The following is a 14,169-nucleotide window of genomic DNA, read 5'->3' as shown; positions in this document are numbered from 1 at the left end:
CAGGAGCCGCTGAACCAGGCGTCTCCCAGGCGAAGGGGAAGCACCTCGTGGCACGCATCGGTGACGGCGGCGACCTGCTCAAGTGCTCGTTCTGCGGAAAGAGCCAGAAGCAGGTGAAGAAGCTCATCGCAGGACCCGGTGTCTACATCTGCGACGAGTGCATCGACCTCTGCAACGAGATCATCGAGGAGGAGCTCGCCGAGACCTCCGAGGTGCGGTGGGAGGAACTCCCCAAGCCTCGCGAGATCTACGAGTTCCTGGAGAGCTACGTCGTCGGCCAGGAGCCGGCGAAGAAGGCCCTCTCCGTAGCGGTGTACAACCACTACAAGCGCGTCCAGGCCGGCGAGAACGGCGGTGCGCAGGGCCGCGAAGACGCCATCGAGCTCGCCAAGTCCAACATCCTGCTGCTGGGCCCCACCGGCTCGGGCAAGACGCTGCTGGCGCAGACGCTCGCCCGGATGCTGAACGTGCCGTTCGCCATCGCGGACGCCACCGCGCTGACCGAGGCGGGCTACGTCGGCGAGGACGTCGAGAACATCCTGCTGAAGCTGATCCAGGCCGCCGACTACGACGTCAAGAAGGCCGAGACCGGCATCATCTACATCGACGAGATCGACAAGGTCGCCCGCAAGAGCGAGAACCCGTCGATCACGCGTGACGTCAGCGGCGAGGGTGTGCAGCAGGCCCTGCTGAAGATCCTGGAGGGCACGACCGCCTCGGTGCCGCCGCAGGGCGGGCGCAAGCACCCGCACCAGGAGTTCATCCAGATCGACACGACGAACGTGCTGTTCATCGTGGGCGGCGCCTTCGCCGGCCTGGAGAAGATCATCGAGGCCCGGGCGGGCGCCAAGGGCATCGGCTTCGGCGCGACGATCCGCTCGAAGCGGGAGATCGAGGCGAGCGACCAGTTCCAGGAGGTCATGCCGGAGGACCTGGTGAAGTTCGGGATGATCCCCGAGTTCATCGGCCGCCTCCCGGTCATCACCTCGGTGCACAACCTGGACCGCGAGGCGCTGCTCCAGATCCTCGTCGAGCCGCGGAACGCGCTGGTGAAGCAGTACCAGCGGCTGTTCGAACTCGACGGCGTCGAGCTGGACTTCGAGCGCGAGGCCCTGGAGGCCATCGCGGACCAGGCGATCCTCCGCCAGACCGGTGCGCGCGGGCTCCGCGCCATCATGGAGGAGGTGCTGATGTCGGTGATGTACGAGGTGCCGTCCCGCAAGGACGTGGCCCGCGTGGTCATCACCGCGGACGTCGTCCGCTCCAACGTCAACCCGACGCTGGTCCCGCGGATCGTCCCGAAGGACCAGGGCCCGCAGGAGAAGTCGGCGTAACGGCCGCCCGCCACCTGAACGAACGAGGAGGGGCGCCCCGCACATCCGGGGCGCCCCTCCTCGTGTGCCCGCAGGCCGGCGGATCAGATCTTGACGCGGGCCGTGTTGTAGAGGGTGGCCGCCAAGTCCGCGACCTGTTCCAGGGTGTAGCCCTTCTTGCCCGTCAGGAGGGCGCTGGCGTCGCTCGCGCCGACCATGGTCAGGGTGCTGTGGTCACCCCAGATGCAGATGGGGAGCGTGAACTCCTTGGGGCCCTTGAACGCCGGGTCCTTCACGGTGTACTTGGCTTCCTGGCACTTCATCACCGCGCCCTTGAAGCCCTTCGGGGTCATCGCCTTCGGGCTGTCGATGAGTTCGACATTCGTCTTGGAGCTGTCGCTGGTGCTGGCCTTGGCCAGGGCGAAGTAGGCGTCGACGGCCTTCTCGGGCTCGGCAATGTCGCCGTAGACGCCCTCGAAATTGAGGCCCTTGGCCGCCAGCGGGTTGCCGGGGTCGCCCGCCTGGTACTTCTGCGCCACCTGCTGGGGGTTCTTGACGCCGACGGCCTCGGCCTCGCGGCGGTCCTTGTCGCTGAACGACTTCGACGAGGGCTTGGGGTCTTTCTTGAACTCGCCGACGGTCTCCGGGGCGACCAGCTTGTAGCCCTTCGTCGCCTCGTCGATCGTGCCGCCCGAGCCGCCGCCCACGAGGTACCAGCCGCCGCCCGCGACGACCGCCACCGCGGCGACCACCGCGATGACCACGCCGGCCTTGGACTTCTTCGGCGGCTGGCCGCCGTACGGGGGCTGCGGGGGCATGCCCGGCTGCTGGTAGCCGTAGGCCGGGGGCTGCTGCGGGTAGCCGTAGCCCGGCTGCGCTGCCGGCGGCTGGCCGTACGGGCCGGGCTGCCCGGGCGGGGGCGGGGGCGGCGCCCCGTACGGTCCCGGCTGCTGCGGCGGGCCTCCGTACGGCCCCGGCTGGTTGTAGCTCATGCCCTCGTCCCCCTTCAGGATGTTTACGCGCTCCACACATCCTGGCCCACGCGGGCCGGGCGCAGGCCCCCGGGCCCCCTGATTACCGGTTTCAGTACCGGACCGTTACGCCTCTAAACTGTGCCCGTGACCGAGAACACGCAGACACCCAGCAGCCCCGACTCCGAACTGCCGACCCAGTACGCGCCGGCCGAGGTAGAGGGGAAGCTCTACGAGCGCTGGGTAGAGCGTGGGTACTTCACCGCCGACGCGGCGAGCGAGAAGCCCGCGTACACCATCGTCATCCCGCCGCCGAACGTCACCGGCTCGCTCCACCTGGGCCACGCCTTCCAGCACACGCTGATGGACGCCCTGACCCGGCGCAAGCGCATGCAGGGCCACGAGGCCCTGTGGCTGCCCGGCATGGACCACGCCGGCATCGCCACCCAGAACAAGGTCGAGCAGCAGCTCGCCGAGGAGGGCAAGTCCCGCCACGACCTGGGCCGCGAGGAGTTCGTCGAGCGGGTCTGGCAGTGGAAGGAGGAGTACGGCGGCAAGATCCTCGGCCAGATGCGCCGCCTCGGCGACGGCGTCGACTGGTCGCGCGAGCGGTTCACCATGGACGAGGGCCTGTCCAAGGCCGTCCAGACGATCTTCAAGAAGCTCTACGACGACGAGCTGATCTACCGCGCCGAGCGGATCATCAACTGGTGCCCGCGCTGCCTGACCGCCATCTCGGACATCGAGGTGGAGTACCAGGAGGACGCCGGCGAGCTCGTCTCCATCCGGTACGGCGAGGGCGAGGACTCCCTGGTCGTGGCGACGACCCGCGCCGAGACGATGCTCGGCGACACCGCCGTCGCCGTCCACCCGGACGACGAGCGCTACAAGCACCTCGTCGGCAAGCAGATCAAGCTGCCGCTGACCGACCGCACCATCCCGGTCGTCGCCGACACGCACGTCGACCCCGAGTTCGGCACCGGCGCCGTCAAGGTGACCCCGGCTCACGACCCGAACGACTTCGCGATCGGCCAGCGCCACGACCTGCCCGCCATGACGATCATGGACGAGCACGGCGTCATCACCGTCCACGGCCCCTTCCTCGGCCTGGACCGCTACGAGGCCCGTTCCGCCGTCGTCGGCGCCCTGCGCGAGCAGGGCCGGATCGTCGCCGAGAAGCGCCCGTACATGCACTCCGTCGGCCACTGCTCGCGCTGCAAGACCACCGTCGAGCCGCGGCTGTCCATGCAGTGGTGGGTCAACGTGAAGCCGCTGGCCAAGGCCGCCGGCGACGCCGTCCGCGACGGCCGCGTCAAGATCCACCCCGAGGACATGTCGAAGCGGTACTTCGACTGGGTCGACAACATGAACGACTGGTGCATCTCGCGCCAGCTGTGGTGGGGCCACCGGATCCCGATCTGGTACGGCCCGGACGGCGAGATCGTCTGCGTCGGCCCCGACGAGCAGCCGCCGTCGGGTGAGGGCTGGCACCAGGACACCGACGTCCTCGACACCTGGTTCTCCTCCGGCCTGTGGCCGTTCTCCACGCTCGGCTGGCCGGAGAAGACCCCGGACCTGGCGAAGTTCTACTCCACCGACGTCCTGCTGACCGGCCACGACATCATCTTCTTCTGGGTCGCCCGGATGATGATGTTCGGCCTGTACGCGATGGACGGCGAGGTCCCGTTCAAGACGATCGCCCTGACCGGCCTGGTCCGCGACGAGCGCGGCAAGAAGATGTCGAAGTCCTTCGGCAACGTCGTCGACCCGCTCGACTGGATGGACAAGTACGGCTCCGACGCCGTCCGCTTCACCCTGGCCAAGGGCGCCAACCCCGGCACCGACGTGCCGATCGGCGAGGACTGGGTCCAGGCGTCCCGGAACTTCGCCAACAAGATCTGGAACGCGACCCGCTTCGCGCTGATGAACGGCGCCACCGTCGAGGGCGAGCTGCCGCCGGCGGAGAAGCTGTCCGCCACCGACCGCTGGATCCTCTCCCGCCTGAACAAGACGGTCGCGCAGGTCGACGCCTACTACGAGGACTTCCAGTTCGCCAAGCTCAGCGAGGCGCTGTACCACTTCGCGTGGGACGAGGTCTTCGACTGGTACGTCGAGCTGTCGAAGACGACGTTCTTCGCGGGCGGCGAGGGTGCCAAGGCCTCGGGCCGGGTCCTCGGCGAGGTCCTGGACGTTCTGATGCGGCTGCTGCACCCGGTCGTCCCGTTCGTCACCGAGACCCTGTGGACCACCCTGACCGGCCGCGAGTCCATCGTGGTCGCCGAGTGGCCCAGCGACAGCGGTTTCCGCGACGAGGCCGCCGAGGCCGAGATCGGAAACCTCCAGCAGGTCGTCACCGAGGTCCGCCGCTTCCGCGCCGACCAGGGCCTGCAGCCGGGCCAGAAGGTCCCGGCCCGCCTCGACCTGACGGGCACCCCGCTCGCCGCGCACGAGGCGGCCATCCGCCAGCTGCTGCGCCTCCAGCCGGAGGGCGAGGGCTTCAGCGCCACCGCCACCCTGCCGGTCGGCGGCGCGACCGTCGCGCTGGACCTGTCGGGCACCATCGACGTGGACGCCGAGCGCAAGCGCCTCTCCAAGGACCTCGCGGCCGCGGAGAAGGAGAAGGCCCAGGCCGAGGCGAAGCTCGGGAACGAGGCCTTCCTGGCGAAGGCCCCCGACAACGTCGTGGACAAGATCAAGGGCCGTCTCGCCAAGGCCGAGGCGGACATCGCCCGCATCCAGGCCCAGCTGGCGGCGCTGCCCGCCGCCTGACGGACCGTACGGCCGCCCGCAGGCCCCCGCCCCGCAGCCGCGGCGCGGGGGCCTGTGCCGTACGGGGGAGTTCCCGGCAGGCGGGTGCCGATTCTCACGCCCGCCGCCGCCCGCCGGCCGCCTCCTTCCCGTCCCCGACCGCGGAAGATGGACACCATGCCCGTCAAGTTCGCCGTCCCGGCGTTCCACCGGGCCGCGGCGGCCGCCGCGGCCGCGGGCCGCCGTACCGCCGACGCCTGGTACGGCGGGCCGCAGCGGGCGCAGGACGTGCTCGCCGCCCTCGGCTGCCTGGCCCTGATGGCCCTGGACCTGCCGGGCCTCGCCGCCGCCGACAACTCGCTGAGCGGGCTGCTGGCCGCCGCCGTGCTGGCCGCCGGGGCGGCGACGCTGCTGGTGCGGCGCCGCGCGCCGTGGGTCGCGTACGCCACCGCGCTGCTGTTCCTCGGCTGGCTGCACGAGCTGACGCTGGTCCAGTTCGCCCTGTACTCGGTGGGCCGCTTCCGCGGGCGCCGGGCCGCCGTGCTCGCCACCGCCGGGTACGTGGCGTACGCGCTGGCCGTGTTCGCCGTGCCCGGCTGGCCCGAGCCGCGGGCCCAGACCCTCAGCGCGTACGTGAGCCTCGTCGTGCCGATCGGGGTGCTCGCCTCGGTCGTCGGGGTCGCCGCCTCCCGCCACGACCTGGTGCGCGAGCTGGAGGCCCGGCGGGCGGAGGCGGCCGTGCTCCAGGCGGTCCAGGAGGAGCGCACCTCGGTCGGCCGGGACGTGCACGACTTCGTCGGCCGCGAGCTGACCCTGCTGACGGTCCGCTCCGAGGTGCTGTCGGTGCGGGCCCGGGGGACGGCGTACGGGAAGGACTTCGCGGAGCTGGCGGACACCGCGCGACGGGCCCACCTCGCCCTCAACGAGATCGTCGTGCAGCGCGGCGGCCCCGCCGCCACCCCCGGCGTGGACGGGCTGGCCGCGCTCGCCGAGGAGAGCGGCCGGGCAGGCTCGCCGGTGCGCATGGAGCTGGACCCGCAGGTGCGCGGGCTGTCGCCGCTGCGGCAGGCCGCCGTCTACCGGGTGGTGCAGGAGTGCCTCACCAACGCGGCCAAGCACGCCTGCGGCGAGACCGTCGACGTCCGGATCGAGGCGGACGGGGAGCAGCTGCGGATCTCGGTGGGCAATCCGCTGCCGGCCGGGCTCCCGGCCCGCGCGCCGGTCTCGGCGGGCTCGGGCACGGCGAGCATGGCGGAACGCGTCGGCAGCCTGGGCGGCACCCTGACGGTCACCCGGACGGGCGACAGGTACGTGGTCGTCGCCACCTTCCCGCGAGGGTAGGCGCGCAGCCGCCGCTCAATACGGTCGCAACCCCCGCGGAAGGTGCCGAAGTGCCGGGGTCGGAAGCCGCGCCGGTCCGCGTCCGTAAACTGGCCCTGTGAGTGAGCAGCAGCCCGAGGGCCACGGCCCCGACGACCGCGACGACACCCTCGACATGTTCGAGCGGATCGTGGCCGAAGAGTCCGAGCGCGACCCCGACCTGGCGGTGATCGAGGCCGGCAGCCGCACCCTGCGCGCCCAGGCCGGACCGCCGCAGGGCGACGCGGTGCCCGCCGAGCCCCTCGACCCCGAGGTGGCCGCGGCGCTGCGGGAGGTCGAGCAGGAGCTCTCCACCCGCTGGGGCGAGACGAAGCTGGAGCCGTCCGTGTCGCGGATCGCCGCGCTGATGGACGTCCTCGGCGAGCCGCAGCGCGCGTACCCGTCGATCCACGTGACCGGCACCAACGGCAAGACCAGCACGGCCCGCATGATCGAGGCCCTGCTGAACGCCTTCGACCTGCGCACCGGCCGCTACACCAGCCCGCACGTGCAGTCGGTCACCGAGCGGATCAGCCTGGACGGGGCGCCGATCACGGCCGAGCGGTTCGTCGGGACGTACCGCGACATCAAGCCGTACGTGGAGATGGTCGACGCCGCGCAGGAGTACCGGCTGTCCTTCTTCGAGGTGCTCACCGCAATGGCGTACGCCGCGTTCGCGGACGCCCCGGTCGACGTCGCCGTCGTCGAGGTCGGCATGGGCGGCACCTGGGACGCGACGAACGTGATCGACGCCGCGGTCGCGGTCATCACCCCGATCAGCCTGGACCACACCGACCGGCTCGGTTCGACCCCCGGCGAGATCGCGGGGGAGAAGGGCGGCGTCGTCAAGCAGGACGCCACCGTGATCCTGGCGCAGCAGCCGGTGGACGCGGCGCAGGTGCTGCTGAAGCGGGCCGTCGACGTCGACGCGACGGTCGCCCGCGAGGGCATGGAGTTCGGTGTCGTCTCCCGCGAGGTCGCGGTCGGCGGGCAGATGCTGACGCTGCGCGGCATGGGCGGCGAGTACGACGGGATCTTCCTGCCGCTGCACGGCGCGCACATGGCGCACAACGCGGCGGTGGCGCTGGCCGCCGTCGAGGCCTTCTTCGGCGTCGGCCGGGAGGCCGCGCGGGAGCTGGACGCCGACACCGTCCGCCGGGCGTTCGCGTCGGTGGCCTCGCCCGGCCGGATGGAGGTCGTCCGCCGCAGCCCCACGGTCATCCTGGACGCGGCGCACAACCCAGCGGGCGCGCAGGTGACGGCCGAGGCGGTCACCGAGGCCTTCGGCTTCAGCCGGCTGATCGGCGTCGTCGCCGCCAGTGAGGGCAAGGACGTCCGCGGGGTGTTCGAGGCCTTCGAGCCGATCTTCGCGGAGGTCGTGGTCAGCGCGAACACCAGCCACCGGTCGATGTCGGCGGACGAGCTGGCGGCCATCGCGGTCGAGGTGTTCGGCCCCGACCGGGTGCAGGTGGAGCCGCGGCTGGACGACGCCCTGGAGGCCGCCATCACCCTGGCGGAGGAAGAGGGCGAGTACGGAGGGGCCGGTGTCCTGGTCACCGGCTCCGTGATCACGGTGGGCGAGGCCCGCCTGCTGCTGAAGAGGGGCTGACGGATGCGCACGCTGTGTGCGAGCACCCTGATCGCGGAGTTCTTCGTGATCGGTTTCGCCGGGCTGGTCGCCATGAAGGGCGACCTGTCGCAGGCCACGGTATGGACCGTCTGCGGGATCGCCATGCTGCTGTCGGTGCTGCTGTGCGGGATGCTGTCGCGCCCCGGCGCGGTGCAGATCGGCTGGGCGCTGCAGATCGGGCTGATCGCGAGCGGCTTCGTCGTCCCGACGATGTTCTTCCTCGGCGCGGTCTTCGCCGGCCTGTGGTGGTGCTCGGTCCACTACGGCCGCAAGATCGACGAGGCCAAGGCCCGCTGGGCCGCGCAGGGCGAGGCCCAGGCCTGAGGCCGGGGGGCCGGAGCGGGCCCGCGCGGCAGGCGGAGGCGGCACCCGGTCCGGGTGCCGGCGGCCCCCGGCGCTCCCTGTAGCCTCGTACCACCGCACCCGTTTGCCGCAAGGAGCCGCAACATGTCCCAGCGCACGCTCGTCATCCTCAAGCCCGACGCGGTGAAGAGGGGACTGGTCGGCGAGATCATCGGCCGCATCGAGCGGAAGGCCGGCTGGACGATTCCCGCCATGGAGCTGCGCACGCTGGACCAGGAGACCCTGGAGGCCCACTACGGCGAGCACAAGGGCAAGGTCTTCTACGAGCCGCTCATGGGCTTCATGGCGAGCGGCCCGGTCGTCGTCCTCGTGGTCGAGGGCGAGCGGGCCATCGAGGGCGTCCGGCAGCTGGCCGGCCCGACCGACCCGATCGCCGCGGCGCCCGGCTCCATCCGGGGGGATTTCGGGACCGTCGTCCGCGAGAACCTGATCCACGCGTCGGACTCGGAGGAGTCCGCGGAGCGCGAGCTGAAGCTGTTCTTCCCCGCGCTGTGACGCCGTCCTCCCTGACGTGACATCAGCCGAATAGAGCTCTCCACCTGGGGCGACCGAAGTAATTTCGGTCGCCCTTCGGTATACGGGGGCACCCGCGGGAACGCATGGGCAGGACACGACGTCACCAGTAAGGGGGCGGGTATCCGTTCCGGCGGGATTGCCGGAGTCCCGTCGCGCGATGTGCACACCCACGGCACTACGATGGGGCCTCCACCCACACACCCACCTCGCCGACCTGACAGCAGCCGCTATCAACTGGAAGGCCAGACGCTCCTCATGGGGAACAAGGGGAACAACATGTCGTTCATCGGCCGTGACATGGCGATCGACCTCGGGACCGCCAACACGCTGGTGTACGTGAGGGGCCGGGGGATCGTCCTGAACGAGCCGTCCGTGGTCGCCATCAACACGAACACCGGTGGCATCCTGGCGGTCGGCTCCGAGGCGAAGAAGATGATCGGGCGCACGCCCGGGAACATCGTCGCCGTCAGGCCCCTCAAGGACGGCGTCATCGCCGACTTCGAGATCACCGAGCGGATGCTCCGGTACTTCATCCTCAAGATCCACAAGCGCCGCTACCTGGCCCGCCCGCGCGTCGTTGTCTGCGTCCCCTCCGGCATCACCGGGGTGGAGCGCCGCGCCGTCATCGAGGCGTCCACCCAGGCGGGCGCCCGTCAGGTCCACATCATCGAGGAGCCCATGGCCGCGGCCATCGGCTCGGGCCTCCCGGTTCACGAGGCCACCGGCAACATGGTCGTGGACATCGGCGGCGGCACCACCGAGGTCGCCGTCATCTCCCTCGGGGGAATCGTCACGGCCCAGTCCATCCGGGTCGCCGGCGACGAGCTCGACAACGCGATCATCCAGCACATCAAGAAGGAGTACAGCCTCCTCCTCGGTGAGCGGACCGCCGAACAGATCAAGATCACGATCGGGTCGGCGTACGACCTCGACAAGGACGAGCACACCGAGATCCGCGGCCGCGACCTCGTCTCGGGCCTGCCCAAGACGGTCGTCATCTCGGCCGCCGAGGTCCGCAAGGCCATCGAGGAGCCGGTGAACGCGATCGTGGACGCGGTCAAGACGACCCTCGACAAGTGCCCGCCCGAGCTCTCCGGCGACATCATGGACCGCGGCATCGTCCTCACCGGCGGCGGCGCCCTGCTGCGCGGCCTCGACGAGCGGCTGCGCCGCGAGACGGGCATGCCGATCCACATCGCCGAGGACCCCCTGGACTCCGTCGCGCTCGGCTCCGGCAAGTGCGTGGAGGAGTTCGAGGCGCTCCAGCAGGTCCTGGACGCCCAGCCCCGACGGTGACGCCAACCCCCTTGCGGGGCGGCGCGGAACACAAGGATCCGCCGTACGGGTGCTGCCGCGCCCGTGCGGCGGATCGTTGATATACAGGCAACAGCCCGGTGCGCCCCCGAGCGCCGGGCGCGACCGGGCGGTTCAGCCGCACGGGCAACTACGAGGAAGGCACGGCCGCCGCACGTGAGGGACACACGAGAAAGCCGGCTGCTCCTGGTGCTCCTGATCGCCATCGCGTTCGCATTGATCACGGTGGACATCAGGGCAGGCGAGGAGTCTCCGGTCGACGGCGCCCGGCAGGCCGCCGCGGCGGTCTTCGGCCCGGTCGAGGAAGGCGTCGCCTCGGCCGTCGACCCCGTCGCCAACGCCATAGGCGCCGTACGGGACTCCGGCGAACGGCACAGCCGCATCGCCGTCCTCGAACGCGAGAACGCCGCCCTGAAGGCCAAGCTCGGCAGCGAGGACCTCACCCGCAGCCGCGTCCGCGAACTCGACGAGATGCTCAAGCGGGCCGGCTCCGGCCAGTACGGCATCAAGGGCGCCGAGGTCATCGCCATAGGAGCGGCCCAGGGCTTCTCCTGGACCGTCACCATCGACGCCGGCAGCAAGGACGGCATCGAACGCGACATGACCGTCCTCAACGGCGACGGCCTCGTCGGCCGCGTCGCCACCGTCGGCCCCGACACCGCCACCGTCGTCCTCGCCAACGACCCCGACTTCACCGTCGGCACCCGCCTGGAGAAGACCGGGGAACTCGGCTTCGCCACCGGCCAGGGCGACCGCGCCCTGTCCGTCCAGATGCTCAACGGCAAGGCGAAGGTCGCCCCCGGGGACCGGCTCGTCACCTTCGGGTCCCGCGGCAACAAGCCCTTCGTCCCCGGCGTCCCCATCGGCGAGGTCGTCAAGGTCGACCCCGCCCGCGGCGACCTCACCCGCACCGTCTGGGTCCGCCCCTTCGTCGGCTTCTCCCGCCTCGACATCGTCGGCGTCGTCGTCGTACCGCCGCGCGAGGACCCGCGCGACACCGTCCTTCCCCCCAAGCCCGCGGTCCAGCCCACCCCGACGGTCACGGTCACGGTCACCCCGTCCCCCGCCGCGTCCGCCGGTGCCCCCGCCAAGCCGGCCGACGAGTAGGAGCTGCCCCCATGCGCGTCAACCGGATCCTGCTCTCCGCCACGCTCGTCGTGGTCGCCCTCGTCATCCAGGTCAGCGTCCTCGGACGGCTGCAGCTGCCCGGGGCGGTGCCCGACCTCGTCCTGCTGACCGTCGTCGCCCTCGCCCTCGTCTACGGGCACACCAGCGGCGCCCTCATCGGCTTCGCCGCCGGACTCGTCGCCGACCTCGCCCCGCCCGCCGACCACGCCGCCGGGCGCTACGCCCTCGTCCTGTGCGTCATCGGATACGCCGCCGGACTCGTCCGGCCCGACTCCGGGCGGTTCCGCTCCGCCTGGGGCCCCCTGCTCACCGTGGTCGCCGCGGCCATCACCTCCACCCTGATGTACGCGGGCGTCGGCGCCCTCGTCGGCGACACCGCCGCCCGCCACGTGGGCCTGACGGGGCTGCTGCTCACCGCGACCGTCTACGACCTGCTGCTCGCGCCGTTCACCGTGCCGTTCATCATGGCCCTCGCCCGGCGCGCCGAGAACGACCCGCTGGCCGTCGAGGCCAACGCCGGCCAGGCCAAGGCGGCGGACGTCTCCTCCGGCTGGGTCGCCGGCGGCACCGGCCTGCGCATCGGCAGCCAGCGCGGCGGCCTCCGGCTGATCACCGCGCGCAACCGGGCCAACCGGGCCGGCCGGATAAGGGGGGTCAAGGGCGTCAAGAGCGTGAAGAGCGTCAAGAAGCTGTGAGGGGGCAGGGCCCGTGACCAATACCCCCGAGACCGGCCGCACCTCCCGCGTGCAGATCCGGCTCGTCATCGTCCAGGTGCTCATCTGCTCCATGCTGGCCACCCTCGGCGGGCGCCTGTGGTACATCCAGATCCGCAACGGCGACGAGTACTCCTACGAGGCCCGGCACAACCACGTCCAGCGGGTCGTCCAGCCCGCCGTGCGCGGCCCCATCCTCGACGCCCGCGGCGTGGCGCTCGCCGACAACGAGACGCGCCTCGTGGTCTCCGCCAGCCGCACCGCCCTGATGAAGATGAAGGACAAGGGCAAGGGCGTCCTCACCCGGCTCGCCGACGTGCTCGACATGACGCCGAAGGAGGTCATGGAGAAGGTCCGCATCTGCGACTCCGAGACCCCCCGCCCCTGCTGGAACGGCTCCCCCTACCAGCCGATCCCGGTCACCTCCGAGGCCACCACCCAGCAGGCGCTCCAGATCCGCGAGCGCCCCGAGGAGTTCCCCGGCATCAGCGCCGAGCCCACCGCCGTACGCCGCTACCCCGCGCCCGGCGGCGCCCGCACCGCGCAGGTGCTCGGCTACCTCTCCCCGGTCACCGACGAGGAGATCCAGAAGGCCAAGAACACCGACTCCCCGCACCTGCGCTCCGACCAGGTCGGCCGCTCCGGGATCGAGCGGACGTACGACAAGGAGCTGCGCGGCAAGGCCGCGGTCACCTCCTACGAGGTCGACAACCTCGGCCGGGTCATGGGCCAGACCAGGTCCGACCCGGGCGTCCCCGGCTCCACCCTCGTCACCAGCATCGACGCCCGCGTCCAGGCCGTCGCCGAGTTCGAGCTCCAGCAGGCGATGAAGACCGTCCGCCAGGAGACCGACAAGATCACCGGCCGGAAGTACGAGGCCGACGCCGGCGCCGTCGTCGTCATGGAGTCCAAGACCGGCCGCATCGTGGCCATGGCCTCCCAGCCCGACTACGACCCCAACGCCTGGGTCGGCGGCATCTCCGCCAAGGACTACGCCCGGCTCACCAGCAAGGGCTCCAACTACCCGCTCCTGAACCGGGCCATCCAGGGACAGGCACCCGCGGGCTCCATCTTCAAGGTCGTCTCCGCCAGCGCCGCCGTGCGCGCCGGCTACCCCTTCGACAGCCGCTACGACTGCAGCAGCTCCTACAGCCTCGGCGGCCGCAGCTTCGCCAACTTCGAGTCCAAGGGACACGGCCCCATCACCCTCGGCGAGGCGCTGAAGTTCTCCTGCAACACCGTCTTCTACGCCCTCGGGCACAAGGAGTGGCAGCGCGACGGCGGCCTGACCCCGAAGAAGGACGCCCACGACTGGTTCTACCGGACCGCCCGCGAGTTCGGCCTCGGCTCCGAGACCGGAGTCGACCTGCCGAACGAGGTCACCGGCCGCATCCCCGACCGGCAGTGGAAGAAGAGCTTCTGGAAGGCCAACAAGGACGCCTGGTGCAAGCAGGGCAAGAAGGGCGGCACCTACGTCGAGCAGATCGCCTACGAGAGCTGCCTCGAAGGCAACCAGCTCAAGGCGTTCGACAGCATCAACTTCGCCATCGGCCAGGGCGACGTCCTCGTCACCCCCATCCAGATGGCCACCGCCTACGCGGCCATCAGCAACGGCGGCACCCTCTTCAACCCCACCGTCGGCAAGGCCGTCATCAGCCCCGACGGCAAGCGGACCGACGTCATCCAGCCCACGCCGCACGGCAGGCTGCCCGTCGACGCCGAGACCCTGAAGAACCTCGACAAGGGCCTGCGGATGGTCGTCGAACCCGGCGGCACCGCCGCCTGGCGCTTCGGCGGCTGGCCCCAGGACAAGATCCCGATGCGCGCCAAGACCGGCACCGCCCAGGTCTACGGCAAGCAGACGACCTCCTGGCTGGCCACCTACACCGACGACTTCACCATCGTCATGACGATCTCCCAGGGCGGCACCGGCTCCGGCGCCTCCGGCCCCGCCGTCCGCAACATCTACAACGCCATGTACGGCCTCGACATGGAAGGCGGCTTCGACCCGGCCCGGGCCCTGCTGCCCAAGCCGCAGACCAAGCTGCCGGCCGTCCGCCCCGACGGCACCATCGAGGCGCCCGAGGTGAAGCCGTACGTGCCCCCGTCCCCAG

11 protein-coding genes are annotated in these 14,169 nt (G+C 71.1%); 10 read left to right on the top strand and 1 reads right to left on the bottom strand.

Annotated elements, in window-relative coordinates; genetic code table 11:
* Positions 1-47: 47 nt before the first annotated feature.
* Positions 48-1,334 (top strand): ATP-dependent Clp protease ATP-binding subunit ClpX, encoded by a 1,287-nt coding sequence (gene clpX / locus EF903_RS05860; protein WP_125541587.1) that lies wholly within the window; start codon positions 48-50, stop codon positions 1,332-1,334.
* 83 nt (positions 1,335-1,417) lie between these two features.
* Here the strand turns inward: clpX and EF903_RS05855 are convergent, their stop codons facing one another.
* Positions 1,418-2,305 (bottom strand): hypothetical protein, encoded by an 888-nt coding sequence (locus EF903_RS05855; protein ID WP_185902540.1) that lies wholly within the window; start codon positions 2,303-2,305, stop codon positions 1,418-1,420.
* Positions 2,306-2,431: 126 nt separating this feature from the next.
* Here EF903_RS05855 and EF903_RS05850 point away from each other — a divergent pair, with 126 nt between their 5' ends.
* From EF903_RS05850 to mrdA, 9 genes are all read left to right on the top strand, one after another.
* A complete protein-coding gene (locus EF903_RS05850) occupies positions 2,432-5,053 on the top strand; it encodes a valine--tRNA ligase (RefSeq protein WP_125541583.1) in 2,622 nt (873 codons plus the stop codon).
* Between the two features lie 156 nt (positions 5,054-5,209).
* The gene (locus tag EF903_RS05845; protein WP_125541580.1) at positions 5,210-6,373 is read left to right on the top strand and encodes a sensor histidine kinase; all 1,164 of its coding nucleotides are present in this window, start codon (positions 5,210-5,212) and stop codon (positions 6,371-6,373) included.
* A gap of 154 nt (positions 6,374-6,527) precedes the next feature.
* A complete protein-coding gene (locus tag EF903_RS05840; protein WP_399420213.1) occupies positions 6,528-8,000 on the top strand; it encodes a bifunctional folylpolyglutamate synthase/dihydrofolate synthase in 1,473 nt (490 codons plus the stop codon).
* Between the two features lie 3 nt (positions 8,001-8,003).
* The gene (locus EF903_RS05835; protein ID WP_114057547.1) at positions 8,004-8,345 is read left to right on the top strand and encodes a DUF4233 domain-containing protein; all 342 of its coding nucleotides are present in this window, start codon (positions 8,004-8,006) and stop codon (positions 8,343-8,345) included.
* 123 nt (positions 8,346-8,468) lie between these two features.
* Positions 8,469-8,879 (top strand): nucleoside-diphosphate kinase, encoded by a 411-nt coding sequence (gene ndk / locus EF903_RS05830; RefSeq protein WP_125541577.1) that lies wholly within the window; start codon positions 8,469-8,471, stop codon positions 8,877-8,879.
* A gap of 297 nt (positions 8,880-9,176) precedes the next feature.
* Positions 9,177-10,196 carry a rod shape-determining protein gene (locus tag EF903_RS05825; RefSeq protein WP_008738981.1) on the top strand — a complete coding sequence of 340 codons (1,020 nt, stop codon included), beginning with the start codon at positions 9,177-9,179 and terminating at the stop codon, positions 10,194-10,196.
* A 174-nt stretch (positions 10,197-10,370) separates the two neighbouring features.
* Positions 10,371-11,321 (top strand): rod shape-determining protein MreC, encoded by a 951-nt coding sequence (mreC, locus tag EF903_RS05820; protein ID WP_125541574.1) that lies wholly within the window; start codon positions 10,371-10,373, stop codon positions 11,319-11,321.
* Between the two features lie 11 nt (positions 11,322-11,332).
* A complete protein-coding gene (mreD, locus tag EF903_RS05815) occupies positions 11,333-12,037 on the top strand; it encodes a rod shape-determining protein MreD (protein WP_125541572.1) in 705 nt (234 codons plus the stop codon).
* A gap of 13 nt (positions 12,038-12,050) precedes the next feature.
* The coding region (gene mrdA / locus EF903_RS05810) for a penicillin-binding protein 2 (protein ID WP_125541568.1) at positions 12,051-14,169 on the top strand (2,119 nt) is incomplete at its 3' end.

This window comes from Streptomyces sp. WAC05292 (assembly GCF_003949955.1).
Lineage (GTDB): Bacteria > Actinomycetota > Actinomycetes > Streptomycetales > Streptomycetaceae > Streptomyces > Streptomyces globosus.
Note: the sequence above shows the minus strand (reverse complement) of the source record. Positions and strands in the feature narration are given on the sequence as shown.

What these genes read in the sequence shown, in the direction of transcription:
- EF903_RS05855 (WP_185902540.1), bottom strand. Translation starts at nt 2,305, where the DNA reads ATGAGCTACAACCAGCCGGGGCCGTACGGAGGCCCGCCGCAGCAGCCG.
- EF903_RS05845 (WP_125541580.1), top strand. Translation starts at nt 5,210, where the DNA reads ATGCCCGTCAAGTTCGCCGTCCCGGCGTTCCACCGGGCCGCGGCGGCC.
- EF903_RS05840 (WP_399420213.1), top strand. Translation starts at nt 6,528, where the DNA reads ATGTTCGAGCGGATCGTGGCCGAAGAGTCCGAGCGCGACCCCGACCTG.
- EF903_RS05835 (WP_114057547.1), top strand. Translation starts at nt 8,004, where the DNA reads ATGCGCACGCTGTGTGCGAGCACCCTGATCGCGGAGTTCTTCGTGATC.
- ndk (WP_125541577.1), top strand. Translation starts at nt 8,469, where the DNA reads ATGTCCCAGCGCACGCTCGTCATCCTCAAGCCCGACGCGGTGAAGAGG.
- EF903_RS05825 (WP_008738981.1), top strand. Translation starts at nt 9,177, where the DNA reads ATGTCGTTCATCGGCCGTGACATGGCGATCGACCTCGGGACCGCCAAC.
- mreD (WP_125541572.1), top strand. Translation starts at nt 11,333, where the DNA reads ATGCGCGTCAACCGGATCCTGCTCTCCGCCACGCTCGTCGTGGTCGCC.